General features: G+C 55.5%; 29 protein-coding genes, 1 pseudogene and 1 other annotated feature. Of the genes and pseudogenes, 13 read left to right on the top strand and 17 right to left on the bottom strand.

Going from position 1 to position 24,447, the window contains the following annotated elements; genetic code table 11:
- Window positions 1–135: 135 nt before the first annotated feature.
- Window positions 136–414: an acyl carrier protein gene (locus WKI41_RS07365; protein WP_027675812.1), complete on the bottom strand. Its 279-nt coding sequence runs from the start codon at window positions 412–414 to the stop codon at window positions 136–138.
- Window positions 415–547: 133 nt separating this feature from the next.
- Complete coding sequence (gene hemN, locus WKI41_RS07360) at window positions 548–1,897, bottom strand: oxygen-independent coproporphyrinogen III oxidase (protein ID WP_340192834.1); 1,350 nt, start codon at window positions 1,895–1,897, stop codon at window positions 548–550.
- Window positions 1,898–2,095: 198 nt separating this feature from the next.
- On the opposite strand from hemN, the gene fnrN reads away from it, so the two are divergent.
- Together fnrN and WKI41_RS07350 are read left to right on the top strand one after the other, a co-directional pair.
- Window positions 2,096–2,821: a transcriptional regulator FnrN gene (fnrN, locus tag WKI41_RS07355; RefSeq protein WP_340192833.1), complete on the top strand. Its 726-nt coding sequence runs from the start codon at window positions 2,096–2,098 to the stop codon at window positions 2,819–2,821.
- A gap of 349 nt (window positions 2,822–3,170) precedes the next feature.
- Window positions 3,171–3,226 (top strand) — a sequence feature (sul1 is cis-regulatory element that is thought to sense ions involved in sulfur or methionine metabolism; They are found in Alphaproteobacteria).
- A gap of 76 nt (window positions 3,227–3,302) precedes the next feature.
- Window positions 3,303–4,790 (top strand): SulP family inorganic anion transporter, encoded by a 1,488-nt coding sequence (locus tag WKI41_RS07350; RefSeq protein WP_340192832.1) that lies wholly within the window; start codon window positions 3,303–3,305, stop codon window positions 4,788–4,790.
- A 73-nt stretch (window positions 4,791–4,863) separates the two neighbouring features.
- Here WKI41_RS07350 and WKI41_RS07345 read toward each other — a convergent pair whose 3' ends face one another.
- Entirely contained in the window at window positions 4,864–5,259 is a 396-nt protein-coding gene (locus tag WKI41_RS07345) for a hypothetical protein (protein WP_340192830.1), read from the bottom strand.
- A 127-nt stretch (window positions 5,260–5,386) separates the two neighbouring features.
- Between WKI41_RS07345 and WKI41_RS07340 the strand changes: the two genes are divergently transcribed.
- The 4 genes and pseudogenes from WKI41_RS07340 to WKI41_RS07325 form a co-directional block, all read left to right on the top strand.
- Entirely contained in the window at window positions 5,387–7,237 is a 1,851-nt protein-coding gene (locus tag WKI41_RS07340; RefSeq protein WP_340192829.1) for a class I poly(R)-hydroxyalkanoic acid synthase, read from the top strand.
- Window positions 7,238–7,264: 27 nt separating this feature from the next.
- Window positions 7,265–7,984, top strand: coding sequence for a DNA/RNA nuclease SfsA (sfsA, locus tag WKI41_RS07335; RefSeq protein WP_340192828.1), 720 nt, complete (start codon window positions 7,265–7,267; stop codon window positions 7,982–7,984).
- 32 nt (window positions 7,985–8,016) lie between these two features.
- Complete coding sequence (gene map / locus WKI41_RS07330) at window positions 8,017–8,847, top strand: type I methionyl aminopeptidase (RefSeq protein ID WP_340192827.1); 831 nt, start codon at window positions 8,017–8,019, stop codon at window positions 8,845–8,847.
- A gap of 177 nt (window positions 8,848–9,024) precedes the next feature.
- Window positions 9,025–9,408, top strand: a pseudogene (locus tag WKI41_RS07325) (RadC family protein); the annotation flags it as partial.
- A 70-nt stretch (window positions 9,409–9,478) separates the two neighbouring features.
- On the opposite strand, the gene WKI41_RS07320 reads toward WKI41_RS07325, so the two are convergent.
- From WKI41_RS07320 to WKI41_RS07305, 4 genes are all read right to left on the bottom strand, one after another.
- Complete coding sequence (locus WKI41_RS07320) at window positions 9,479–10,681, bottom strand: integrase (protein ID WP_340192826.1); 1,203 nt, start codon at window positions 10,679–10,681, stop codon at window positions 9,479–9,481.
- A 481-nt stretch (window positions 10,682–11,162) separates the two neighbouring features.
- The gene (locus WKI41_RS07315) at window positions 11,163–11,339 is read right to left on the bottom strand and encodes a hypothetical protein (RefSeq protein ID WP_340192824.1); all 177 of its coding nucleotides are present in this window, start codon (window positions 11,337–11,339) and stop codon (window positions 11,163–11,165) included.
- On the bottom strand, window positions 11,336–11,575 hold the full coding sequence (locus WKI41_RS07310; RefSeq protein WP_340192823.1) for a hypothetical protein: 240 nt from the start codon (window positions 11,573–11,575) through the stop codon (window positions 11,336–11,338). Before WKI41_RS07310 ends, WKI41_RS07315 begins: the two co-directional genes overlap by 4 nt.
- On the bottom strand, window positions 11,572–11,943 hold the full coding sequence (locus WKI41_RS07305) for a hypothetical protein (protein ID WP_340192822.1): 372 nt from the start codon (window positions 11,941–11,943) through the stop codon (window positions 11,572–11,574). The genes WKI41_RS07310 and WKI41_RS07305 overlap by 4 nt, the downstream gene beginning before the upstream one ends.
- A 103-nt stretch (window positions 11,944–12,046) precedes the next feature.
- Here WKI41_RS07305 and WKI41_RS07300 point away from each other — a divergent pair, with 103 nt between their 5' ends.
- The 6 genes from WKI41_RS07300 to WKI41_RS07275 all read left to right on the top strand — a co-directional run bounded on the left by WKI41_RS07300 (window position 12,047) and on the right by WKI41_RS07275 (window position 15,186).
- Complete coding sequence (locus WKI41_RS07300; protein ID WP_340192821.1) at window positions 12,047–12,274, top strand: transcriptional regulator; 228 nt, start codon at window positions 12,047–12,049, stop codon at window positions 12,272–12,274.
- A gap of 127 nt (window positions 12,275–12,401) precedes the next feature.
- Window positions 12,402–13,460: a tyrosine-type recombinase/integrase gene (locus WKI41_RS07295; protein ID WP_340192820.1), complete on the top strand. Its 1,059-nt coding sequence runs from the start codon at window positions 12,402–12,404 to the stop codon at window positions 13,458–13,460.
- A 110-nt stretch (window positions 13,461–13,570) separates the two neighbouring features.
- Window positions 13,571–13,810 carry a hypothetical protein gene (locus WKI41_RS07290; protein ID WP_340192819.1) on the top strand — a complete coding sequence of 80 codons (240 nt, stop codon included), beginning with the start codon at window positions 13,571–13,573 and terminating at the stop codon, window positions 13,808–13,810.
- Between the two features lie 61 nt (window positions 13,811–13,871).
- On the top strand, window positions 13,872–14,063 hold the full coding sequence (locus tag WKI41_RS07285) for a dehydrogenase (protein WP_340192818.1): 192 nt from the start codon (window positions 13,872–13,874) through the stop codon (window positions 14,061–14,063).
- Window positions 14,053–14,523, top strand: coding sequence for a hypothetical protein (locus WKI41_RS07280; RefSeq protein WP_340192817.1), 471 nt, complete (start codon window positions 14,053–14,055; stop codon window positions 14,521–14,523). Before WKI41_RS07285 ends, WKI41_RS07280 begins: the two co-directional genes overlap by 11 nt.
- 3 nt (window positions 14,524–14,526) lie before the next feature.
- On the top strand, window positions 14,527–15,186 hold the full coding sequence (locus WKI41_RS07275; protein ID WP_340192816.1) for an SOS response-associated peptidase: 660 nt from the start codon (window positions 14,527–14,529) through the stop codon (window positions 15,184–15,186).
- 368 nt (window positions 15,187–15,554) lie between these two features.
- On the opposite strand, the gene WKI41_RS07270 is transcribed toward WKI41_RS07275, so the two are convergent.
- Window positions 15,555–16,415 carry a glycosyltransferase family 2 protein gene (locus tag WKI41_RS07270; RefSeq protein ID WP_340192815.1) on the bottom strand — a complete coding sequence of 287 codons (861 nt, stop codon included), beginning with the start codon at window positions 16,413–16,415 and terminating at the stop codon, window positions 15,555–15,557.
- On the bottom strand, window positions 16,412–17,059 hold the full coding sequence (locus tag WKI41_RS07265; protein WP_340192814.1) for a class I SAM-dependent methyltransferase: 648 nt from the start codon (window positions 17,057–17,059) through the stop codon (window positions 16,412–16,414). The genes WKI41_RS07270 and WKI41_RS07265 overlap by 4 nt, the downstream gene beginning before the upstream one ends.
- Window positions 17,060–17,354: 295 nt before the next feature.
- On the opposite strand from WKI41_RS07265, the gene WKI41_RS07260 reads away from it, so the two are divergent.
- On the top strand, window positions 17,355–18,596 hold the full coding sequence (locus WKI41_RS07260) for a class I SAM-dependent methyltransferase (RefSeq protein WP_340192813.1): 1,242 nt from the start codon (window positions 17,355–17,357) through the stop codon (window positions 18,594–18,596).
- A gap of 34 nt (window positions 18,597–18,630) precedes the next feature.
- Here the strand turns inward: WKI41_RS07260 and WKI41_RS07255 are convergent, their stop codons facing one another.
- From WKI41_RS07255 to WKI41_RS07220, 8 genes are all read right to left on the bottom strand, one after another.
- Entirely contained in the window at window positions 18,631–19,449 is an 819-nt protein-coding gene (locus tag WKI41_RS07255) for a methyltransferase, TIGR04325 family (protein WP_340192812.1), read from the bottom strand.
- Window positions 19,450–19,525: 76 nt separating this feature from the next.
- A complete protein-coding gene (locus WKI41_RS07250; protein WP_340192811.1) occupies window positions 19,526–19,984 on the bottom strand; it encodes a hypothetical protein in 459 nt (152 codons plus the stop codon).
- Window positions 19,981–20,265 carry a hypothetical protein gene (locus tag WKI41_RS07245; protein WP_340192810.1) on the bottom strand — a complete coding sequence of 95 codons (285 nt, stop codon included), beginning with the start codon at window positions 20,263–20,265 and terminating at the stop codon, window positions 19,981–19,983. The genes WKI41_RS07250 and WKI41_RS07245 overlap by 4 nt, the downstream gene beginning before the upstream one ends.
- Before the next feature lie 133 nt (window positions 20,266–20,398).
- Window positions 20,399–22,558: a hypothetical protein gene (locus WKI41_RS07240; RefSeq protein WP_340192809.1), complete on the bottom strand. Its 2,160-nt coding sequence runs from the start codon at window positions 22,556–22,558 to the stop codon at window positions 20,399–20,401.
- The gene (locus WKI41_RS07235; RefSeq protein ID WP_340192808.1) at window positions 22,551–22,811 is read right to left on the bottom strand and encodes a hypothetical protein; all 261 of its coding nucleotides are present in this window, start codon (window positions 22,809–22,811) and stop codon (window positions 22,551–22,553) included. Before WKI41_RS07235 ends, WKI41_RS07240 begins: the two co-directional genes overlap by 8 nt.
- Window positions 22,812–22,820: 9 nt before the next feature.
- Window positions 22,821–23,165, bottom strand: a complete 345-nt coding sequence (locus WKI41_RS07230) for a hypothetical protein (RefSeq protein WP_340192807.1) — start codon at window positions 23,163–23,165, stop codon at window positions 22,821–22,823.
- Window positions 23,166–23,282: 117 nt separating this feature from the next.
- Window positions 23,283–23,522, bottom strand: coding sequence for a hypothetical protein (locus WKI41_RS07225; protein ID WP_340192806.1), 240 nt, complete (start codon window positions 23,520–23,522; stop codon window positions 23,283–23,285).
- Window positions 23,519–24,445 (bottom strand): glycoside hydrolase family protein, encoded by a 927-nt coding sequence (locus WKI41_RS07220; protein ID WP_340192805.1) that lies wholly within the window; start codon window positions 24,443–24,445, stop codon window positions 23,519–23,521. Before WKI41_RS07220 ends, WKI41_RS07225 begins: the two co-directional genes overlap by 4 nt.
- Between the last annotated feature and the right edge of the window lie 2 nt (window positions 24,446–24,447).

Genomic DNA, 24,447 nt, shown 5'->3' with positions numbered 1-24,447 from the left:
TTGAATGAGACAGAATGGTTTGCCCCAAGACACCGTCTCATGGGCAGAGATCCTCGAAGCGTGCCGAGGATCAAGCTCTGTTTAAAGCGTCATACGGGTTCCATTGCCTGGAACCCGCAGAAGCGGAAGACAGAATCAGCCCTTGGCTGCCTTGAGCTCGTCAATCTTGGCGCAGAGGTTCTTCAGAACGAAGTATTCTTCGGTCGAAACCTTGCCTTCATTGACTTCCTGCGTCCACTGCTCGAGCGGGATCTTGATACCGAATTCCTTATCGATGGCGAAAACGATATCGAGGAAGTCGAGGCTGTCGATGCCGAGGTCGTCGATCGTGTGGCTTTCCGGCGTAATGGTTTCGCGATCGATTTCGCTGGTGTCAGCGATGATGTCGGCAACCTTATCGAATGTAGCTGTCACGCCCGTAATCCTTTGTGTTCTTAATTATAAAGGTCTCTTCTGACGCACCACATAGGGAAGTTGTATCAAAAAGCCAATGCTTTCGTGATGCTTCGGTCTATTTTGGGCGATGTGTGTTGCGCACGCCCTACAGTCAAACGGCCAGAGAATGGCGCCCTCGCCCGTTGGAGAGGTAGGTGTCGAACCTAGCGGCAATGCTGCGAGCAAAAGGCTTGCCTGTGTCCGTCAAGGCGAAATGATCCGCCTTAAGATGAACGAGTCCATCGCAATCTGTCTGCGCGAAATGCCTTGCTTCTTCGACCGCTGTCAGAGAGGCATTGCCATAAAGCGCGGTCAATGCCGACAGATCGAGCGAAAAATCGCACATGATCCTCTCGATCACGTAGGCCCTCACACGGTCTTCGACGGAAAGCGCGATGCCGCGGGCGGTGCAAAGACCATCGGTTTCGGCCATGCGCTCATATTCGCCGGTTGCAACGATGTTCTGCACATAGCCTTGCGGCAACTTGCCGATGGAAGATGCGCCGAGCCCGATCACGGCGTCGGCGCTGTCGTCAGTATAGCCTTGAAAGTTGCGGCGAAGTTCTCCCTCTTTCATCGCGCTTGCCAGAGTGTCTCCCGGCTTGGCGAAGTGATCAATTCCGACCGCCTCGTAACCCGCCTCCACCAACATTTCGGCTGCGGTCGTCATCTGCCTGTAGCGCGCGATCGCATCCGGCAGCGCCTCTTCTGGGATCATCGTCTGGTGCTTCTTCATCCATGGCACATGCGCGTATCCGAAGAGGGCCACACGGTCCGGGTTCAAGGACAGGATCTTGTCGATGGTATCGCGAAGCGTCTCCAGCGTTTGATAAGGAAGGCCGTAGAGCACGTCGCAATTGACGGAATGGACACCACGCGCCCTCACCGCATCGACGACGGATTTCGTTTGCTCGAAGGTCTGTATGCGATTGATCGTGTTTTGCACCTTCGGATCAAAATCCTGCACGCCGAGGCTTGCTCGCGTCATCCCGATTGCCGCCAAGGCATCATAGCGCCCCTCATCAAGATCGTTCGGGTCCATCTCCACGCTGATCTCAGCATCGTCCGATACGGAAAATGTCGAGCGGATGTGGTCCATCAGGGCGATCAGGTCTTCCGGTTTCACCATGGTCGGCGAGCCCCCACCGAAATGCACGGCAGTGACTTTTGCATGGCGCGAAACAAGTCGGCCGACTGCGTCGATCTCTCCATGGAGTGCCTTCAGATAGGCGGCGATCGGCTCGTAGCGAAGCGTGTGTTTGGTGTGGCATGCACAGAACCAACAGAGCCGGTCACAATAGGGAATATGGATGTAGAGGGACAGGCGATGTTGCTGGTTAAGAGCGCGCAGCCAAGCCGCATACTCGCCAGCACCGATGCCCTCGTGGAAGTGTGGCGCTGTTGGATAGCTGGTGTAGCGGGGAACGGCCGCCGAATATTTCTTCAACAAATGCTCAGCCATCGCGATCGCTTCCTGACATGTATCAATTCTGCGACTTAGGGATACAGGCTGCGACAGTTTGCAACTTTGACTTCGATCAAATTAACTAATAAACAAACAGATCAGAAGCGGTGTGGGGACATGCGCTTCGGGGGCTTAAGGTAGCGGGATTTTGGAGATCGTGTTGCGGTCTTACCCGTTCGACTTGGACGTGATGCGATGGACACGCTGCAGAGAACTATCCACAATTCGGACATGCCCGTGGTGTGCCGGTCTTGCGAGGCGCGCCATGGTGGCCTCTGCGGTGTCCTCACCCCGTCGCAGCTTCTGGAGCTCAACCGCCAGTCCAGCCGAAAAAAGTTCGAGACCGGCAACGAGCTGCTCGGTCAGGGCGAGCTTGTGCCCTACTACGCCAATATTCTCAACGGCGTCATCAAACTATCGAAAATGATGTCGGATGGTCGTCAGCAAATCGTTGGCCTGCAATTCGCGCCGGATTTCCTTGGGCGCCCTTTCAATGCCGAAAGCAGCATGACGGCTGAGGCCGCTACCGATGTGGAGATTTGCCTGTTTCCACGGCGCGTCGTGGACCGGATGATCAGCGAAGTGCCGAACATGGAGCGCAAGCTTCACGGTCAATCGCTGAAGGAGCTGGACGAAGCACGGGACTGGATGCTGACGCTCGGCCGCAAGTCCGCCCAAGAAAAAGTAGCGAGCTTCCTGCATCTGATCGCCACGCACATCGATCCCGAGAAGGGTGACGCGTCCTCTTTCGACCTGCCTCTGTCACGTGCTGACATTGCCGATTTTCTCGGTTTGACGATCGAAACCGTCAGCCGTCAAATGACCAAGCTGAAAAAAGAGGGCATCATTCGGATCGAAAACAACCGGCATATTACCGTGCCCGATCTTGACGCGTTAAGCGATGCCGCTGGAAACGACTGAGCGACCTACTTGTCCCAGTGCAGGTGCGTGAGCGAGGCGCCGAACATGTAAGGCGCCTTAGCCTCTGCTGGTGTGAAAACCGTTCCGGTCAGGATCAAAACTACAAAAAAGCACTTCATCATCACGCTCCCCAGCGCCTGCCATCAAGTGGCCTCCCTGACAACAAGTTTTAGACGATAAGATACTCTTTTCGTTTAAGAAATTCGGTTATCACGGAATTGGAGGGATGCGTTAAAAACGCTCATCCCAGGTAACATTTCGTTAAGATAACCGGGGCTGCCTCACAGCTCCTCAGCAAAACGATGCTGGTTGAAGCATGCCGATATCTCGATTATAGAACAATCATCCACATGGACCCGGTGAAAATCCGGGTGGCTCTTCTGGCCGCCGATCCGCCAGACAACACAGCAACGCAACCTGTTTCATCTTTTTGAGGACCGAGTTCTGCTCGGCCCGTTGCATCAACTGTGGTAACTCATCCATGCAAACTTTTTCACACTACCGTCGGGAGTGGTTCTCCAATATTCGTGGAGACGTGCTTTCCGGCGTTGTCGTCGCACTTGCGCTGATCCCGGAAGCAATCGGCTTTTCCGTCATCGCCGGCGTCGATCCCAAAGTCGGGCTCTATGCCTCGTTTGCGATTGCCTGCGTTGCAGCTTTCATCGGCGGCCGTCCCGCCATGATCTCCGCGGCAACGGCTGCGACAGCCGTGGTTATGGTCTCGCTCGTCAAAGAGCACGGCCTGCAGTATCTCTTTGCCGCTACGGTCCTGATGGGCCTCATCCAGATTGTCGCGGGCTGGCTGAAAGTGGGACGCGTCATGCGCTTCGTCTCCCGCTCGGTGATTACCGGCTTCGTCAACGCACTCGCCATACTGATCTTCATGGCGCAGTTACCTGAACTGATCGGCGTGCCAACACTGACCTATGTGATGATCGCAGCCGGTCTCGCCATCATCTATCTCTTTCCATATCTGACCAAAGCGGTCCCCTCGCCGCTGGTTGCCATAGCCGTCCTGACCCTTGTCGCATGGTGGACGGGGATGGAGCTACGCACGGTGGGCGACCTCGGCGAGCTACCGTCGAGCTTTCCTGTACTGATGATTCCGCAAGTCCCGCTAACCTGGGAAACGCTGCAGATCATCTTCCCCTATTCCATCACGCTTGCCGCCGTCGGCCTGCTTGAATCCCTACTCACGGCTCAGATCGTCGACGACATGACGGATACGCCGAGCAACAAGAGCCAGGAGTGCGTTGGCCAGGGTGCGGGTAACATCGCCTCAGCGCTTATCGGCGGCATGGGTGGCTGCGCCATGATCGGCCAGTCGGTGATCAATGTGACGTCCGGTGGACGCGGCCGGCTCTCGACCTTCGTCGCCGGTGCATTTTTGCTTTTCCTTATCGTCGTACTGGACGACCTCGTTCGCATCATTCCGATGGCCGCACTTGTGGCGGTGATGATCATGGTATCGATCGGTACCTTTTCCTGGCGCTCGATCCTCGACCTCAGACGCAATCCGCTGCCATCTTCCGTCGTTATGCTGGCCACGGTCGTCACCGTCGTCGCAACGCACGATCTTGCCAAGGGCGTTATCGTCGGCGTGCTGTTGTCGGGGATTTTCTTCGCAGGCAAGGTCTCCAAGCTTTTTCGCGTGACGCGAAGCGAAGACATGAGCACCAAGACGGTGACCTATCTCGTGGAGGGCCAGATATTCTTTGCCTCGGCAGAAAACTTCATTCATGCCTTCAATTTTTCCGAGACGGCGGACAAGATCATCATCGACGTTTCGGCCGCGCATCTCTGGGATATCACCGCAGTCGGTGCTCTGGACAAGGCGGTCTTGAAGTATCGCAATGCTGGCGTCCAGGTCGAAGTCATGGGCTTCAACAAGGCAAGCGCCGAGATGGTCGACAGGTTTGCGCTCCATGACAAGGGAGAGCGGCTGGCGGCAAGTGCATCCTTGCACTGATGATGAGGGGCCGTGGCGATATCGCGGCCCTTCTTATCTCCAGATATAAGAGAATTGATGCCGGTTCTTTTGCTTATTGGGAGGCAGCAGGCGTGGATATTGGTTGCTGCTGCTCCGCAAGCGCACGAAGCTCTGCGACGCGCCGCTTGTATTCGGCCTCGGTGATCTGGCCGCGGCGGCGGGCAGCGCCCAGTGCGGTCAGGTTCTGCTCCATGGTCGAGGCTTCGTTTTCTTCCATCTGCGGCATCGCAGCCGTCATAGGCTTGGCGAAGGTCGGGAAATTGCCCGTGTCACGCTTCTGCAACGGGCCGCTGCTGACTGGCTGCGGGCCGACGATTTGCGCCTTGGGCCGCTCCATATGAGCGGGATTGACGAGCGGCTTCGGTGTGGTGCAGGCAGCCAGAGGAAGGACCAAGCCGCAAACCAACAGCACAGATGCTGCTTTTACGCTTCCTGAATGCTTGCCCATTTTCCTGCCCCACCTGTAAGGTAACTGTCGCCTGTCGAACGCAATTTGCCAGCGTCCATGTTGCTGGAACTTGTATTCGTTTTCGTACAGAATGTGCAAATACAAAAATCGCCGCGGAGGAGAACGTATGGCCGGCAATCGAGGCGGACCGAACGATCCTGATGACAAAGGGTTCAGTTTCGATCCCAAATCTGCCGACGCTTATATTCTTCGCGATCCGCAAGCCTTTGCCATGAATATCGCCAGAGCTGTGGAAAATCTCGGCAAGGCCGCATCGGAATGGCTTGCACCGCGAGAGCGCGGCGAGATCCCGCAGACTAGTCCAAGCCCTTTGAGCGATGTCTTCCAGACGATGTCGGATGTAGCGGAATATTGGATGGCGGAGCCTCAGCGCTCCATCGAGGCACAGACAAACCTTCTGTCGAACTACTTTGAAATCTGGCAGGAATCAGTTCTGCGGCTCTCGGAACAGCAGACCAAGGCCGGCGGGGAAAAACCCCAAAGCCAAACCGGCAACAAACGGTTTGCCGATGCCGACTGGCAGGCAAACCCGTTCTTTGACTTTCTGCAGAAGGTCTATTTCGCCACCGCCGGTTGGGCGGAGAAGATGGTCACGGAGGCCGATGGCCTGGACGAGCGCACCCGGGAGAAGGCCCGCTTCTATATGCGGCAGGTGACTGAGGCGATTTCGCCAGCCAACTTCGCCTTCACCAATCCTCAAGTGTTTCGAGAGACCGTTGCGACGAGCGGAGCCAATCTCGTTAGGGGAATGGCTCAACTGGCGGAAGACGTGGCTGTCGGCAAGGGACACCTAAGGCTTCGTCACACAGACTACAGCCAGTTCGTCATTGGCCAGAACATTGCAGTCTCTCCAGGCAAGGTGATTGCCCGCAGCGCGCTCTGCGAGGTCATCCAGTACGCCCCTTCGACGGAGACAGCGTTCAGGCGCCCTCTCCTGATCATCCCACCATGGATCAACAAGTTCTACATTCTCGATCTCAACGCGCGAAAATCCTTCGTCAAGTGGTGCGTCGATCAAGGTCACAGCGTCTTCATGATCTCCTGGATCAATCCGGATGCGCGTCATGCCGAAAAAGAATGGGACGACTATGTTCGTGAAGGTATCGATTTTGCCCTTACCGCGATAGAAGAGGCCACCGGCGAAGAGGATGTCAATGCGGTTGGCTACTGCATCGGCGGGACGCTTCTCGCTTCCGCTCTTGCCCTTCACGTCCAGGAGAACAACCACCGCATTCGCAGTGCCACGCTGCTTGCGGCGCAAACCGACTTCACCAATGCCGGTGATCTGAAGATCTTTATCGATGAGCCTCAGCTTGCTGCGCTCGACGTCCATATGAAGGCGATCGGATATCTGGATGGCGCGATCATGGCGGGCGTCTTCAACATGCTGCGCGCCTCCGATTTGATCTGGCCTTACATGGTCGATAACTATCTGCGCGGCACCCAGCCACCGCCCTTCGACCTCCTCTACTGGAACTCGGATTCGACGCGCGTCGCAGCAGCCGTTCACTCCTTCTATCTGCGCAACTGCTACCTGGAGAACAATCTCGCCGAAGGCCGCATGGTGGTGGGTGGCAAGGTACTGAACCTCAAGGACGTAACTATTCCGATCTACGATCTTGCCACCCGTGACGACCACATCGCTCCGGCACAATCGGTGTTGGAGGGTGCAAAGCTGTTCGGTGGGCCGGTTGAATTCGTGCTGGGTGGTTCGGGCCACATTGCGGGCGTGGTAAATCCGCCGGATGCGGGCAAATATCAATATTGGACGGGCGCGTCACCGGTCGGTGATCTCAAGAACTGGCAGCAGGAAAGCACCGTTCATGCCGGATCCTGGTGGCCGCATTGGCAGCACTGGCTTGAGGGACTGAGCGGAGAAAAAGTCGCGGCGCGCATCCCAGGGGACGGTAAACTCGTTCCGCTTTGCGATGCCCCAGGAACCTATGTTCTTGAATGACACACACCATCGGCAGACACTTGCGCCATGCGCTTTGATTCTCCCCTCGCGCCCGCGACGCTTGTTTCTCGCTACAAACGCTTTCTCTTCGACGCCATCCTGGATGACGGAACAGCGATTACCGGATCGTGTCCCAATACGGGCTCAATGCGTGGCCTAACGACGCCTGGTTCGCGTATTTGGCTTTCCGTGCATGACAGCCCGACGCGCAAGTACCGTCATATGCTGGAAATGGTGGAAGCGGATGGAACGGTGGTGGGCATCAACACTGGAATGCCGAACCGGCTTGCGGAAGAAGCGATCCTTTCAAATCGCGTTCCGTCACTACGTGGCTACGACATGCTGAAGCGCGAGCAGCGATACGGTATCAATTCTCGCATCGATTTTCTGCTATCGGCGCCTGGACGACCGAATGCCTATGTCGAAGTCAAAAACGTGCATTTCATGCGCGAGGCAGGGCTCGCGGAGTTTCCGGATACAGCGACGAAGCGCGGCGCAAAACATCTTGAAGAACTGGGTGACGCGGCAGAGACTGGCTATCGCGCCGTGATGCTCTATCTGATCCAGCGCGCGGATTGCCATCGGATGCGCATCTGCTCCGATCTCGACCCAATTTACGGAGAGGCTTTCCGACGCGCGATGGCACGGGGCGTGGAGGCCTATGCCATCGCTTGCGCGGTTTCGCCGACGGAAATCGTCGCGAACCGGATGGTTGCAATAGACGACTGGCACCCTACTGCTTTATGAACGCAGGTGAAAATAAGACAGAAAGCGATAGAATGGTCACCTATATCGACGCGACGTCGGCACCCATGAAGAATACGGGCGTCATCCGCCTCTATAACTCCGAAGATTTCGAAGGCATGCGCAAGGCAAGTCAATTGACGGCCCGTTGCCTCGATGCGCTGGCGGACATGGTCAAGCCTGGTGTCATGACCAACGCGATCGACCGCTTCGTCTTCGAATTCGGGGCCGATCATGGCGCGCTGCCCGCAACCCTCAATTATCGCGGTTATACGAAATCTGTCTGCACCTCTATCAATCATGTCGTGTGTCACGGCATTCCAGACGACAAGCCGCTGCGCGAAGGCGACATCGTCAATATCGATGTGACCTATCTTCTGGATGGCTGGTACGGCGATTCGAGCCGAATGTACCCTGTTGGGCTGATCAAGCGCTCGGCCGAACGCCTGCTCGAAGTCACCTACGAGTGCCTCATGCGCGGCATCGCTGCAGTAAAACCGGGCGTGCGGACCGGCGCCATAGGCGCTGCCATCCAGGCCTATGCGGAAGCGGAACGATGCTCTGTCGTCACGGATTTTTGTGGCCACGGCGTTGGGCGCCTCTTCCACGATACCCCGAACATCCTGCACTACGGAAAGGATAGCGACGGTCCGGAAATCCGCGAGGGCATGATCTTCACCATCGAGCCGATGATCAATCTCGGCAAGCCGCATGTGAAAGTTCTCTCGGATGGATGGACGGCGGTGACCCGCGATCGATCGCTCTCAGCGCAATATGAACATGCCGTTGGCGTCACTGCGACGGGCTGTGAGGTCTTCACCCTGTCGCCAGGCGGCTTCGACCGGCCTGGTCTGCCACCGCTCTAAAGAGAGAGTTATCGCCAGATGACAAAAGGTCCCTCACCCGACACCGCAACAGCACCAGCATTTGGCGAAACGTCTGGGGTGGGAGACTTATTTGGCAGTCCGGTAACTATCGATGTGTCCGACGAGACGTCGCCTCTTCCTAGGCCGGCCAAGGCGAAGACGAAAGATACGACCGAGGTCGCGCATTATCATGGTCATCGCGAAAGACTGAGAGCCAAGTATCGCGACATTGGCGACGTGGCGCTTGCGGACTACGAACTCCTTGAGCTTCTTCTCTTTAGGCTCATTCCGCGCCGCGACACCAAGCCCATCGCCAAAGCGCTCATTGCCCGTTTCGGAACGCTCGGCGGCGTTATTGGCGCTCCGCTATCGCTTCTGCAGGAAGTCAGTGGTGTCGGAGAGGCCGTAGCACTGGATTTGAAACTGATCGGTTCCGTGTCGCAACGGATGCTGAAAAGCGAGATCCGCAACAAGCAGGTGCTCGGCTCCTGGGCTGCGGTCATTGATTATTGCCATGCAGCAATGGCCTACGAAACGCGAGAACAGTTTCGCATGGTGTTCCCGCGCTTTGAAAACTGCACTAGAAACAAGACCTTACGCGAAACATCCCTCAAACGTCCCTGCCCGTCCCTCACGCGTCGTTCTCGCTCTGTTTTTCCGAGCGCATCTTTGCGACACGGCTTGTTTGCTTGATCGTTCCCCGATTGTATCGGGCACTGGTTTGGCGGTTTTTGTGGCCAGCAGATTTCATCACGTCGGTTTCCATCGCGCCTAGATCGTAGGCCTCAGTTATAGCGCCTGCACGCGCGTCCATGCTCCAAACGTTGCGCGGTATGCCGGCCTTATCGGCGACCTTCCGCCAGCGCTCCGTAAACTTACGATTTTTGTAAGGAACTCCGGTGGCTTCTGAAATGATCATCGGACCAATCTTCTTGTCCTCGGGCACCCGAGCGAACTCCTCAAGGACACGAGGATGAAGCTTAAGGTCGTGCTCAACGTAAAAGCCTGTTTTGGTGTGTCGCTTACGCAAAATCATCTCATCGTCGACATCAGACCAAAGAAGGCCGTTGACCCACCGCCTATCCCTAAAAGTAATTCCACTGTCACCTGAAACATTGGGCTCCCATTCGCCTACGACGTCTTTTTGACGCATCGCCAGCGCAAACTGCATGGTCGTGGCCAAAGCCACCGAGGGGTACCCGTGAAGGTGGGCGGCGGCCCGTATCGCATCGACGTGTTCCGCCGTCATCACTGAAGTTCGAGCGGGAGGGATTTTGAAGCGTATTTTAGAGAGGATGGTATCCGCGCGAAAGCAGTCCTCGAAGCCGAGTGTCACGCCGTAGGCTATCAATTGCCTGACGGCATCCATAGCGTGTTTGGCGCGCCATGGGCGCGGCTTGTCACCGTCAGTCTTTGGCTCACTCCAGGAGGAATGCCAGCGCTTGAAATCCGGGCCTAGTAGCTTTCCTACCTGCCTGGACCCGACAGTCCGCTCAACAATTGTCAACGACTTCAGCCGATGCTCCTGGCTATTCCACTTCATGCCGTGGAACGGCGAATCGTCATTAGTCTGAAACAGCCTCGAGAGGCTTACGAGAGTTCCATCAAAGTCCGGTTTGGAGCGACCTTCGTTGGAAACCCAAGCCAGCATTTCAGCCTGCAGTACTTGGCAGCGCGCCGCTAGCATGTTTCGTCCGTCGATGCTTTCATCATAGTGAAGGCGAACAGATGATGGCTTGTACCCCTTCTTCACCAAATCCGAACGCGCCTGCCAATATTCGCGGAAGCTGCCGTCTTGGTTCCTTTTTCGCTTAAGGCCAGGAGCGCCCATCATGACCAATTCTCCGCGCCATCCGCAGTCGAGGGAATGCTTGCCCGGTTTAAGCCATGACGGCGATCCAACCAATTGCGCACCGCTGGCCAATACCGGCAGCCGGTCATGGGATCGATGCGGGGCAAGCCCTCTCGTTCCCAGACGCGCGCCAGAGCTGCCCAGGATGCTTTGTTCTTGGCGCCAAGGATACGTGCTGCGATCGCACTCTCAGGCAAATACAATGGGTCATTGTCGTTGTCGGCTCGCATCACGGCTCCTTTTATGAAGTGGCAACCCCGCAAGGTGGTGAGGCTTGCGGGGTTGATCGGCTGTGGTGGACTTGGTGGTGAAAGGCGCCGGTTACATTCGAAAATGTCAACGCCGTGATTGGTGTCGGTTCCCCGATGCGGCGAAGGAACCGGCAGGCTGCGAAGGTAGGGCGGAGCCTCGCAGCAGGATAAAAGACCGGGTGCTGCCCGAAGGCGCACACCGGCAAGGCAAATCAAGGATATCGAATGCCAGTGGCGACCTGCGGCAGATACTGCGGACACACGGTCATGACGCGCAAATCGCCTTGATACAGGTCTAAACCAGGAAAAAACGGATTGTGCTTGGCGACGTTGCGGTCGTTGCCGATGAAGACCGTGCTACCTTCGGGGTAGAGTTGCTGCCAGCTCATTGGACGAACCCCCGAAGTTTCGGCAGCACGAACCAGTGATGACGGGCGCTATCCCAACTCTGAACCATCGGGTCTTTCTTGCACCACGTCTGGCCTCTGTTGGTCTCCTTGACCCAGCGTGCGTACACTTTTTCCTCTTCTGTGTGCCATTCAGGCCAGGTGGCTGCGCGTACGTCGCCTCCCATATCCATTCCGGCGATAAGAAATTTCGCGAACTCTTGAAGCATAACGCTCATTGCATCACCTCCAGCCCAAGGCAATCGCGATACATGCGAACATCTTCAAGGGGAAGGGATCTGATCTCGATGATGCGCAAAGCTTCGATATCAACAACGCTGCAACTGAAGTGGTGCGGGCGGCCGTCATACCACATCATGTCCAAGTCGCCGTCCGCCCTGAACCCAAGGATGGTTGCAACGTGAGACCAGCCATCCTCTTTTATGAATTTCAACATATCTCCCACGCAGAACGGCGGCGGGTTTTCACTGTGAAATAATTCTAGGAATTCGTCGCGTCTGTCGCTGGGTCTGCCGACCAACGATCGTGGCAGCGTCTCTCTGGCGTTGCGCGATGGCGCAAGAATTCTTTCTGCGGCTGCGGTCATTTTCAGTCTCCTCGGTTGCAGTTCCGTAGCGTTTTCGCTACTGTGTAAACAATATAAGCCTATTTTCGCTACGTCAATGCGAAATCGCTACAGGAATGCAAAAATGTTGCCGATGCAGTGCCGGATGGCGCGTGTTGCACTTGAGTGGGGAGTGCGAGAGCTTGCGGATGCTGCAAACGTTTCGACAAACACCGTCACCCGTTTTGAAGGTGGCGAAGCTCTGAAAGAGCGTACCGTGGATGCACTGCGAACAGCGTTTGAACGTAGCGGCATCACATTCATCACCACCGGCGATGTTGCCCAAGGCACCGGCGTCACCTTGAAAGCTTGACGCCCACGCGCGCCAGGCGCAGACTGCCCTCTGTAGCCACCACCTGCATCACCACACTGAGGAGACCAAACAAGCTTTCGGCAGCAATGCCGGTGGCAGTGTGTCCGTTATTTGTAAGGTGATAGCGATGCGTGGTGCTCTCCCCAAAGGCCTCATGAAGGTCAAAAAGACCCTCGCGAGCGGCAAGACCATCTATTACTGCTACGCGTGGCGCGGAGGCCCGCTTCTGACCACCGAGACCGGCGACCCGATGCAGCCCGGTGACGCTCTACTGGGCGAAGCGTTTGCAGCCGCGCACGATCGGCGGAAGACTCCCACCACCCACGACCTCAAAGAAATCATCACCCGCTATCGAGCGTCTTCCGACTTCCGCGCGACAGCGCCCAAGACGCGCCAGGAGTACGATCGATACCTTGACGTCATCCGTGGCAGATTTGGCCTGCTAACTCGAGAGCAGCTTCAAGATCCGTCGACACGCGGCGAGTTCAAGGAATGGCGCGATTCGCTAGCCGACACTCCCCGCGCGGCAGACTTTGCTTGGGCGGTCCTGGTACGTGTTCTGTCATTCGCCAAGGACCGAGGCATGCTCTCGGTGAACATCGCCGAGCGCGGCGGCAAGCTGTATCGGGCCGCGAGGAAGGAACGCATTTGGAGCGACGAGGACATAGCTGTATTTCAAGCTGTGGCGCCACCACACATGCGCTTGGCGCTTCGTCTTGCTCTGTGGACGGGCCAGCGCAAAGGCGACCTCCTGCGGCTCACCTGGCGCGATTACGACGGCCGATCAATCAAACTGAGGCAGAGCAAGACCGGCGCGCGCGTCATGATCCCGGTCGATCCGCTCGTCGCGGAGCTCGACGCTGCCCGATCCGCAGGTGCGATCCTGAAAAACAGCCGCGGCCAAGCATGGACATCAGACGGCTTCGACACTTCTTGGAGGAAGGTTTGTGGCAGCGCCGGTATAACCGCCCTCACCTTTCACGACCTGCGCGGTACCGCAGTCACGAGGATGGCGCTGGCCGGCTGCACTGTTCCTGAGATCGCGGCCGTCACTGGCCACAGCCTGCGCGACGTCGAAGCGATGCTCGATCTGCATTACTTGGGCGGCCGGGCAGATTTGGCGGGGAACGCGATGCGGAAGATGATGGAGAGTGACGGCATGTCTGGAGACACGTTGTCTTCCTAGTGCGTTGTTCAACGTGACTGCAAGCCGAACGTCCGCCTGTGAGATAGAGGAACCTTGACTCTCCTTTCCCACAATGAGAACATAAGAAGAACAAAAGAGAGAGCCATAGAATGTCAAATGACGAGAAAATCATCGTCGTCCAGTTCAAGAAGAACCGTGGAGGCATAGTGCCCGGCGACATCAGGCAGGCATCTAACGCGGCCTCGGCGGAAAAGATTGCTGGCGCCATGGCTGCTCGGCATATCGGCGTGGCTGCCTACGCCGTGACCGTGGATGAGGAAAGCGGCAGCATGGGAAACCCTCGCCTTCTGGTGTCTCATGGGCAGATCGCCGACCTGATGCCAGACTAATACGCAAATCTCATAGAGCTGAAATTGAACTTCTGAAACGGAGATTGAGAACGTGCGCCCGATGCAGAAACAAACCACAGCGGATCCAGTCGCCCATCTCGTCGCATGGCACGATGGGGATCACCGCGCAGCTATCGAGACGTTGCTCGAAGACGTTGCTCATCTTCGCATGCAGCTCGCCTTGGCGACTGCTGCTATGAGCGCGGGATATACAAGAGGATGGGCACCGAACGAGGAGCGCGATGCCCGCTGAAGGCTTTGCAACGCTCTCGTCGTTGAAGGACGAGCATGTCTTCGTCATGTGCCTGGACTGCGAGATGCTTCGGCGTTTGGATTATGAAGGCCTCGCCTCAATGTATGAGGACCTTGAGTTGCTCACACTGAGGGACCGAATCGCCAAAGACATCATCAAATGCGAGAGGGAAGTCGAGGGCTATCATAACAGATGTCGGATCAGCTTTTACCGTGGCCATGAAACGAAAAAGTTCACTTACGAGAAACCGGCTTCACCTAGCCTGGAATCGCTTTGCAATTGGCACATAGTCGTCGGCAAATGCCTCTACTGCGGACACGTGTCGAACATAGAGCGGTGGCGAGTGAACAAGGTTACGAAACCAGGCAGGACGCTGGACGACCTGAAGAAGCTCCTCAGATGCAGCAAGTGCAACCACAAGGGCCACGTGGAGTTGTCCCTAGCCAAAATGCCGAGGTGACGCATGTGCAATCTCTACCAAGTACGAACAAACCAAGAGGCGATGCGCGACATCGCCGGCGCCATGAGCGAGAGGCTAAACCTTGAGCCAGAGGTAGAAGTCTACCCGGACCGCCCTGCCCCGGTCATTCGAAACCACGGCGGTGCGCGCGAGCTGGTGGGCCTTACTTGGGGCATGCCTACGCCGCCAAACATCCTTGGCGACCGACCGGACACAGGAGTCACCAACATTCGCAATGTCACCTCACCACACTGGCGCCGATGGTTAAGGCCGGAGAGCCGTTGCATCGTGCCATGGACGCGGTTCTGCGAGTGGGAAGATACCAAGCCTCGCAAGACGAAGCGGTGGTTTGCGATTGATGTTTCTGAACCACTTGCCTTCTTCGCCGGCATCTGGACGGAATGGCGTGGAGTGCGCGGCTCAATGAAAAACCCACGAGACGGCAATCACGAGCTATTCGGCTTCCTGACCTGCGAACCGAACGACATCGTCAAGCCGATCCATCCAAAGGCAATGCCGGTGGTGTTGACGACCCGAGAAGAAGTGGACGTTTGGATGAATGCACCATGGGATGTGGCAAAAACACTACAACGACCTTTGCCTGATGAACGCTTGATCCTGCTGCCTGTCGAGGAAGCGACGCCGCAAGGAACGCTGCTGTGAGCGACGAAAAATCCGGCGACGGAATCCACATCAATCACTGCTGCTCGCATCCAGGCTGCAAGAAGTGGGGTAGTCTCGGGTATTCCAAAAACAAAACCGATGCGCCACAGTGGTGGTGCGTTGAGCATTATCCCTACTTGAAAGTAACCAACTAATGGACACGATACATGCTCGCCGCAAGCACTACGAAGAGCGTCTGGCAGCGGCTTTGCGCCAGTTCAATGACGCGATCCGCGACGTTCACAAGTCTGGCCTGGATGTCGATATCAGCACTCTGACCATGCACACGGAGCGCGGGCCGATGGTCCAAGTGGATCTGTGCACGTTTCGGCTTGATGGTGCTCCGCCTTTGCTAAAGGTTGTGGACACTAAACGTGCAATACATCCAGATATTGCCGACTTACTGCCCTAGCACGCTTTGAGAAAAACTTGAGTAGGACATTGACGGGCGACTTCTTGCTTATGCCACGTCGCCTCCTCGTCGCCATTATGGTCTCGGCCCACAAAGCAAAATACATCAACTTCCATACAAAATAGCAACGGTGGCCGACGATGCGCTTCATTTCAGGCCCCCACTTGCGCAACATTCCTCGCAAGCCGATTAGGCGCTTGTCCGTGCTAGCCGATATGCTGTCGTCAGAAGGCTTGTACTCGGCGGTTATCGTGTCGACGAAGTACACCGGATATCGGCGCGCAACAGTAAGGCAGAAATCATCGTCCTGCCAAGCCGGTAGGTCCTTGTCGACATCATCCCACTGCGCGGCCTCTTTTTTTACAAGGAGGCCTGAGAAGGGGCAAAGGCTAAGGTTCTTTAGTAGTTTCGGGAAGGCGCCGCCTCGCACCTGGAGAAAATTAGTCTCCTTAGAGCCAACTCTGAAGTTACCATAAAAAAGAGCCGCATCAGGGTTTTTCTCTGAGGCTGCAATCATCTCTTCAATGCCGGCGGCAACAAGAAGATCATCGGAATCCAGATAGAGCACAAAATCTCCAACTGCCTCAGCCGTGCCAAGGCTCCTCGCATGCTGAGCGCCTGGGGATCCGCTATTCCGCACGATGCGGACCAAGTTGGAACGTTCTTGAAGATTAAGTGCATCGAGGGTTAGAGGCGGCGTAGAGTGATCATCAACGACGATCACTTCGCAAACATTTCTTATCGCGACGGCACTGTTGATGGCATCGATGAGCTTAGGGACACGATTTTTAACGGGGATAACAACGCTGATCCTCATTGCGCGGCACCATCCGGGAACCGCAGAACAGCGATTCCTTTGGGGGTCTCATAGAAAGAACTGTCCAAAAACTTCCTGCGCAATGATGCAAAGGCATAAAGTTCATCAGCACGCTTTGCATCGTGAATGACGACGATGGATTTTCTTCTCAATAAGGGGAGGAAAAACTCAACGGTCTTCAATCTCACATCAAGAGCATTAGTATCTGGCGGTGCATCAACAAAGACAAGATCGGGCGGGCCAGCGTTAAGAACATCGCAAACGATTTCCTCCGCGAAGACGCCACTCTCATTGTCGTAAGGGACATGTTTTATTTCAACGCGGCCTCTGCTGAATGATTTGCTTTCTACCCAATCACGCGCCTCCATAAAATATTTTTCATCACCTTCCAGCGAGACCATAGAGTAACTCTGAAAACTACCTTCCAGGTACTGTGAGACAATCCGGGTCGACAGACCGAAACCAAACTCCAAGTATGAGATGTGGCGATGTTGGAGAAACCTTTCCGCCTCACTTGCCAACACTACTGCGTCTTCGAGGTCAATACTCCAACCGGAAGCTGCTTCTATGCTGCCAATTTTGAACTGTTTAGCCAACACCTGCTTTGCTTCCGAACCCCTATCGTAGTTTTTCTTAAAAAGCACAAACCTCTCCTTGCCCAATCTGTGATTGCTCTCTTTGTTACCTCCTTTGGTTGATTTCGCAATACTGCTATTTGGCTCAAGTTGCCCTATGGACGGGCCCTTCGTCGCGTCGCGTGGTTTCCGACAGGTTGAATTTTACCCGTGAAATGTGCGGTTGACGTAGCAGTTAGTGTCACATATTCGCCTTCTTTTAGAAGGGGTGATCTTAATGCATAGCAGTGACTCGGACATCTCATACCACCTTCAGAGTTATGCAGACTCTAGAGGCCGCTTGTTTCTCCGTGACGGAAAAGTGATGCGTCACATTGATCGCGGCTCATCGAACTTCTATTCCAATTTCATCACTTCACCTCTCTATCGCACCTTGCTGTCGGATGGCTTGTTGATTGAGTCCTCTGCCAGGGAAACTAATCATGATGGTTCAATAATTATCGAACATCAGACTATTGAACATGTGAGCTATCCTTTCGAGTGGTCCTTCAATGGTCTCAAAGCCTCGGCGCTAATGTTTCTTGAGCTACAGGAGAGACTGTTACGCGAGGGGCTTTCAATTCATGACGGGCACCCCTTTAACGTCCTCTTTGATGGCTGCCGACCTGTCTTCGTTGATCTATCATCTATCAACGCCGCGCAGCCCCGTAGGTGGGGCGCTTCTCGGCAGTTTCGGCGTAATTTCTTGAACCCTCTTCGCCTGATGGCCGCCGGCCACACAAAAGTCCCGCGGGCCGTGATGGCTCGTGGGCAAGGCATTAGCGATGAGGAAACAGATCTGTTGACGGGCCGTGGCGGTCGTCTTACCAGGACGCTGAAGCAGTCTTTCAGAAATACGCGCCAAAAGTGGCAAAAAAACCCTGCGTCGATCGTTCAAAGACTGAGGCGATCCGTCGAAGATCTGAGCTACCCTAAATCCGCCACTAAATGGGGAAACTATTACAAAGAACCAGAGCCTGTAGATCTCAAAAACTACAGCAACCTAAAGCAGGAAAATGTACGGAAAACTATTGATAAGCTAAAACCGCGGACGATTTTGGATGCTGCGTGCAACCAGGGTTGGTTTGCTCGACTTGGAAGCATTCATGGAGCGCGCGTAATTGGCTTCGACCTTGATGAGGTCGCGGTAAATAAAGCGTTTGATGTTTGCCATGACACGGGAGCAAACGTGCAACCTTTGGTTATGGACTTCGCTAATCCAAGCCCCGCTCTCGGGATACTGAACCAAGGATTTCCTAACGCGATCCAGCGTTTCCGATCAGAGATGGTCCTCGCACTTGCGATCGTTCACCACCTGGTCTTCAGTGCAAACCTTCGGTTTGAACAAATCGTTTTTACTTTGGAGGCGATGACTGAAAAGTGGCTTTTGATCGAATTCATTCCAGGCGAGGACATTCATGTTAGCAAATGGAAAAAGCCAATCCCTGAGTGGTATAACCTAGAAAATTTCAAAAAGGTTTTAGGAAGCTCGTTTGAGAGCATAGAGATTTTGGAGAGTGAACCATCTCCAAGAGTCTTCTTGCTATGCGCGAAGAGCGCGCTCTAGTCGGGTACGCCGCTGTGACAATGTCCTGAGAATTCTAAGTGATAATCTCGCTCGGCTGGCTACAAATAACGGTGTCAGAGCGGATCGACTGGCCGGCAATTTTGACGATGCGATCACTGCGGATTGAAACCACTTTACCATAGTGCCGTCGCAACTGAGCCATGACGTCAGCTTCCGGCCTGTATGTCACAGGATAGAAAATATCTTGGTCAGGGAAACCCTCGGGAAGCGGACCTCTAGCGTTCTCGCCTAAGCGACTTTTCTGGACGATGGTAACCGACCGCGTAGACAGAGAAACCGCGCAACGCTGAATGGCCAAAATTGGCGCATGTAGATTTAGCAGTCTGGACAGAGCCGCTTGAGGGTCTGGTGTATATTGTAAAGCCCCGGAAGTAAAGACAAGATCACATGCTTCAAGCCATATCATCGCTTCATCAATATCCGAAAACCAACGAAGGTGATCAGATCTATAATCCAGCGAGCGCTTTACCATAGGTTCAGTCTCTATGACCGCCCATTTACCGATAGGAACATGGCCATAAATCTGTGTTGCAAGCAGGTAATGGGTTCCTGTAGAGCCGCCGAAGTCAAGAACGCGGACTGGTCGATCTGACTTTGCGGCAATGGGCAGGGCAGCCAAAAGGCCGGCCGTCCCAAACCACGGAACATCCTCAAGTGGAGACGCGTCTTGGAACAAAGGACCCTGCCTCGCCCACGTATAGGCTGAGAGATGATCGGCGCTATAGCCCTTACCGGCCGCTTTTAAAGCCTCTGAGAATGACGAAAACTGCTTCGCATCAGATGACTTTGTTTTGTTTCGAAGAACATTAAAAAACGAAAACCTATACCCCACCAGACGATCCTCAACCTAAGGTAAGAGTTTGGGGAATATTCGAACTAAAGAATATAAGCAACTCATATCCCACGCTTCACAAAGATTTGCCTGCCGGCAGGATTGTGAACCGGATTCCCGGCGAAACAACCCGGATCGGCCCAACCAGGTTGTGAAGTGGATTGCAGATGTATTCCAGCGTCACACTATATTCAGCAGGACCGGGCGCAGCGGCCGGGGGAATGGTTATGGACCTGCGATATGTCTCCCTGCCTGCCAGCAGTCTCAGTCCGGTCGTATACTGAGGTATCGAGTGCCGTTCCTTGTTGGCATCGAGGAGCCAGCGCTTTGCTACTAGCGGGCATATCCGTTTGCGGAATACAGAAAACTCAACATCGATCGTCCCGCCCTGCTCCACACTGTCAGCAAGTGCTGTGACATTTTCATATTCGATCGGCGCATCTGTGTCGGCAACCCAAATCCCAAGGTTGACAGAGCCGATCACAGCGAGAAGACCGATCACCGCCGCGAGAAGCTTTACGAAAAATCTCTTCATTGGGATGATCCCCCTTTGAAAAAGCCGACGAATTTGAGGAATTGCTCGTAGAGCATCACTGTGCCCACGAAGATCGAGATGCATGTGATGATCACCCATCGCATGTAGCGGCCGACAATGCGCATATCCCGGATCAGCTTGAATGCATCGCGGATGTCTTCCTCAGGAAGCTCAACGATCGCCTTCAGCGTGTTGAGTTCATCCGGTCGCAGACCCGCCATCCATTCGCGGGTCTCCGTCGGCAAGTCCCGCATTTTGTCCGGGATGACAGTTTCGGTCATTTTACAGCTTTCGAGACGAAGGGCGGGAGCGTGGCGTTGGCCGCGCTGATGAACGTTAACAGATTGTGCAGAAGGCGCGTTTAAGCACCTGCCGCCAATTAGCGATGAGCATGAGGAGTTCCTGATTGTTTGATTAAGCAGATATCCGATACGCTCGGAAATCGCTGATCCAAGGATTTTTGACAGCCTGTCGGTTGACGACCCCCTGCCGGACCTCAGTGGGAAGATCAGTGCTTACGAGTGTTCTTGTCCCTTGCAATACACCGTCCGCGTAAACCCTCACATCTTGGCCGAACACCTCCATCGCCATTTTGCCACCATTGGCAATATTGACGGGGAACGTCCCAATCGATGTAAAAGTGGATGCTATACGCTTATAGAGCTCCAGACGGTTGACGCTGGAAACACGAACGTACCGCAACCCGACATAATTTGTCTGATTGTTCAGGCGGCAAGAAATAAACGGTCCGTCAGTCGAAGTCGGCTGCGAGGCTATCGTTGCCTCAACACCATGGTTTGCCTGTCCCACAGAAGGACATTTTGCAATCGCTCCGTTCACCGCATCATTGGCAGCAAGGTTACCTCCGACGATCAAGAACGCAGTGTCATTGCCTCCTGTGCGCGACCAGTTGGCAGACGGCGTTAGATTGCCGTCCTCTCTCTCAAAGTCGTCGTAGAACGACGTAGCGAGTATTGTGCCGGTCTGCGCTGACGTGGCGATGGCATTTGGGAAGTCTGCGGGTATTTGACCGACAGATACCTTCTGACCGCCATCGGCTGGCTGCAACAGATACGTGGTGCCAGTCGCGCCGGGGATTGCAGCACCGTTACGGAACCATTGCCAGGTGAACGACTGATTTGCGCCGGTCCATGCGCCGGGAGTTGCCGTTAGCGTTTGTCCCTCTTCCAGCGTTCCGCTGATAGTGGGGTTGGCTGTCCATACGCCGGTTGCCGTCAAGGCATTCAAGCGAGCAATCATGGACGTTCGCGAAGGGGAAGCAGGCAGCGCGTTGATCGCATCAAGGGCAAGAGACACGCGCACCGACTGTCTGTTGACCTCGGTTGCAGCGACGAGAGTTTCAGAAACGCTGGTCGGCCACACGCCCGTATATAGGTAGGTCATCAACTGACGCACCCAAATTTCACTCCGAATGCCGGCATAGTATTCTGGGTAGGTCGAGCCGTGTATTCCGTCGCCGTCCTGATACTCACGCCAAGCGATCGTCCACGAATAGGCATCGCCGCGAGGAACTGAAAGGGTGGCGTCGAACTGGTCTGGCAGAAGCTGTTGGATTACTGGATAGACGTGATTGAGGTTGTAAGGCAGCGAGCCGTTCTCTTGATTTGCAGCACCATTTACGGGGTTGGTTGTCTTGTAGTTACGATAGGTGATGCCGCACGTGAGGCAGTTCTTGCCAGCCGAAAGGATTGCAGCGATGGCCGTCCTGATAGTGTTTTCAAACCGGTCATATTTATCAAAATCGCTGTCATCAAAGTATGGGCGGTTTGACGTGATCGTGTTCCCGCCAGTCTCGAATAGCACCGTCCCGATAACGCTGTCGAAGATAGGCAGAGCAGCGAGAGCCAAGTCCTTCGTCTGAACAGAATTATAGCCAGAGCGCGCATAAGTGAAAAAGAGCGGATCACGATCCGGGAATGCCACCTGTGTAGCGGCTCTCATGCTGCCTGGCTTGCAACCATCGTCTTCCAAAGAGGCGCCAATGACAAGATGAGCGTCCAGCCTTGTGCCGGGTAGTGCCTTTTTGAAAGCACCGAACTGCCAATTGATAGCCGTTCCTGCCGTTCTGGTAGGGTTGAGCTTGACGCCCTTCGTGCCTGTCGGCAGATCGACCCAAAAAGCTCGACGCGATTTTGAGGCGCTGTCAGGCAGCGGAATATTGACGGTCGCTGCGGACCAACTGCCGTCAGCACCGTTCGACGTGTCGAGGCTGTACTCAGCAGTGAACGTGAAGTCTTCGCTGGTGGTGGCGTAAGTCGGAATGAAGTAGACAAACGCTCCCTCTGAAGGCACCGTCTCAACGGTCCAGACAAGCGCTGCGTTGTTTTGCGACAGCGTGGGCAGCGTTTTGGCTGTACCGGAGGCGATCATCTGCGTAGCGAAGCTGTCGACGCTCCCATCAGTGGTGGCAGAGGTGATTGCGAGGCGACGGTTTTGGGCTGGTTTGAACGGGATCACAGGCACCACCCCACCAGAGACCACGCCCCGGCCCACCACTCCCTTCGTCATCAACGGTGAGAACAACGGGCTGAAAAGTCCAGACTTATTAAGCACTGAACACCCCGCAGACTCCGCCTGCGATACGGCTAAAACGGTATGTGCCAGGCGCGTTGATCAATTGCGCGGGCGACGCCTTAGAAAGCGTGCCAACTTGTGTATACGCACCGGCGTCGTCCTTCAGCTTGATTCTGACGTCCGCGAGTTTGTCGGCACCTTTAAGCACAACCGTCAAAGGCGTTCCGGCAGCGACAACGACATCAGCGGAATCGGCGGCAGTGTTGCCTGTGGCTAGAATATTGCTTGGCATGGATCCATCCTATGAGGAGCGCGTCGTCCGCGGCTTTGATTGGTTTTCGACAATGCGATCTACGCGCAGCGTCATCTGGTCGACGGCATCCTTAACCGCGCCAATGGCTCCCATGATCTGCTCTGTCTGTTCGCGAAGGCCGGACTTGGAGACATACGTTTCGGCGACATGAAGGCGGTGCGCCGCAAGCTCTTCGCGCGCCAGGGAAGCCATTGCAGCAGCTGCGCTTGCCGAGCTTGATGCTTCTGTTTTCGCTGCGCTGATCTTAGCGTCAACGTACTTCCACAGACCGAAGAAAAAGCCGAAGAGCATGACGAAGAAGCCGACGACGCCCATGATTTCGGCGCCGGTCACGGCTTCACCCCGCACAGCTTCTCAAGCTTTTGGTTCTCGGTGAGGATCTGGCGCTTGGTCTCCGGCGTCATATTGTCGTCGACAGACGGACGCACCGGCCGCGCGATGTCGCAGTAGCTACCGCTTGTCGCGCATCCACTTGCTAAGGCCAGCATCAACGCCAGCGTCATCCAGATTTTTAACTTCATGTTCGACGTCCCCGGCCTTCTTGATGGCCTTGGCGTTAGCGGCGGCCTGTTCGTCTTTTGCCGAGGAGCGCCCTGCCCTCTGGCCATACAAAAATGCGCCCGCGATGATCGCGAGCGCCGTACCGATTGCGGCGAGGTAGCCTTTGAGCTTTGCCCATATGAAGATCACACCTTCTCCTCCTTGCCGCGCCAGCTGTTCCACCTGCGAATGACGACATCTCGGTTTCGGTAGGCAACGTAGGCTACGACGGCGACAAGCACGCCTGCGGCAATCCAGCCCCATGGAAGGCCAGCGGTGAAGGCAAGCAGGCCTGAACCTGCCGCCGAACTTACGCCCTTCGTCACCACGTCCTTGGCTGCGCCAGCGTCACGACGAAGCTGGGCAAGAGTTGCCGGTCCGATGATGCCATCAGCGACCAGATGCGGATGAGCCTTCTGATAGGCGATGACCGCTGACTTGGTCCTCTCGCCCATCCATCCATCAATGGCGCCCGGATTGAGGCCTGCCGTCGTCAGCAGCTCCTGCGCTTCCTTGACGACAGGATCAGGCTGCTTCGGCGGTTCTGCTGTGGCCTCTTTGGTCACGCCGCCGACACCTGTGTAGATGCCCTTCTCAAAGAGAAGCGCTTCCTCTTTGCGACGGCGCACAAGGCCCGGCAGCTTCTTGCCGTCGGCCGTGTTGTAGTTACGCGAGAGATAGTCGGCCGCCTGCTTGATCTGGCCTCTGCGCCAGAGGTCCGCCCATGTCCACTCCATTGCGCGAACGCCGAGGTTAAAAGTCACAGACGAAGCGGCGTCGAGTTCGTGCTGCTTTCGGTCCTGTGGTGAGTTGGCAACGACTGCAGGCACGTATTCAGTCGCCAGCACTGCGTCCAGAATTGCGTCGCTCTGCGCGGCGGTGATCTTGGTCTTCCCTGGCACCAACTTCGTGATGCCGATCTTCGCAAGTTCGCGGCGTACGGAATCGCTGCCCATCGTGAAGCCAGTGCCGATCGTCGGAATGCCGACTGGATCAAGGTAGGCCGTGTGCGGGTCGCCCTCGTGCAGACGCACGAAAGCCTTCCCCTGTGTGGAGATTTTGGTGATTGGCATAA

This window comes from Agrobacterium larrymoorei, assembly GCF_037722385.1.
Lineage (GTDB): Bacteria > Pseudomonadota > Alphaproteobacteria > Rhizobiales > Rhizobiaceae > Agrobacterium > Agrobacterium larrymoorei_C.
This window is presented reverse-complemented; position numbering and strand designations above follow the sequence as displayed.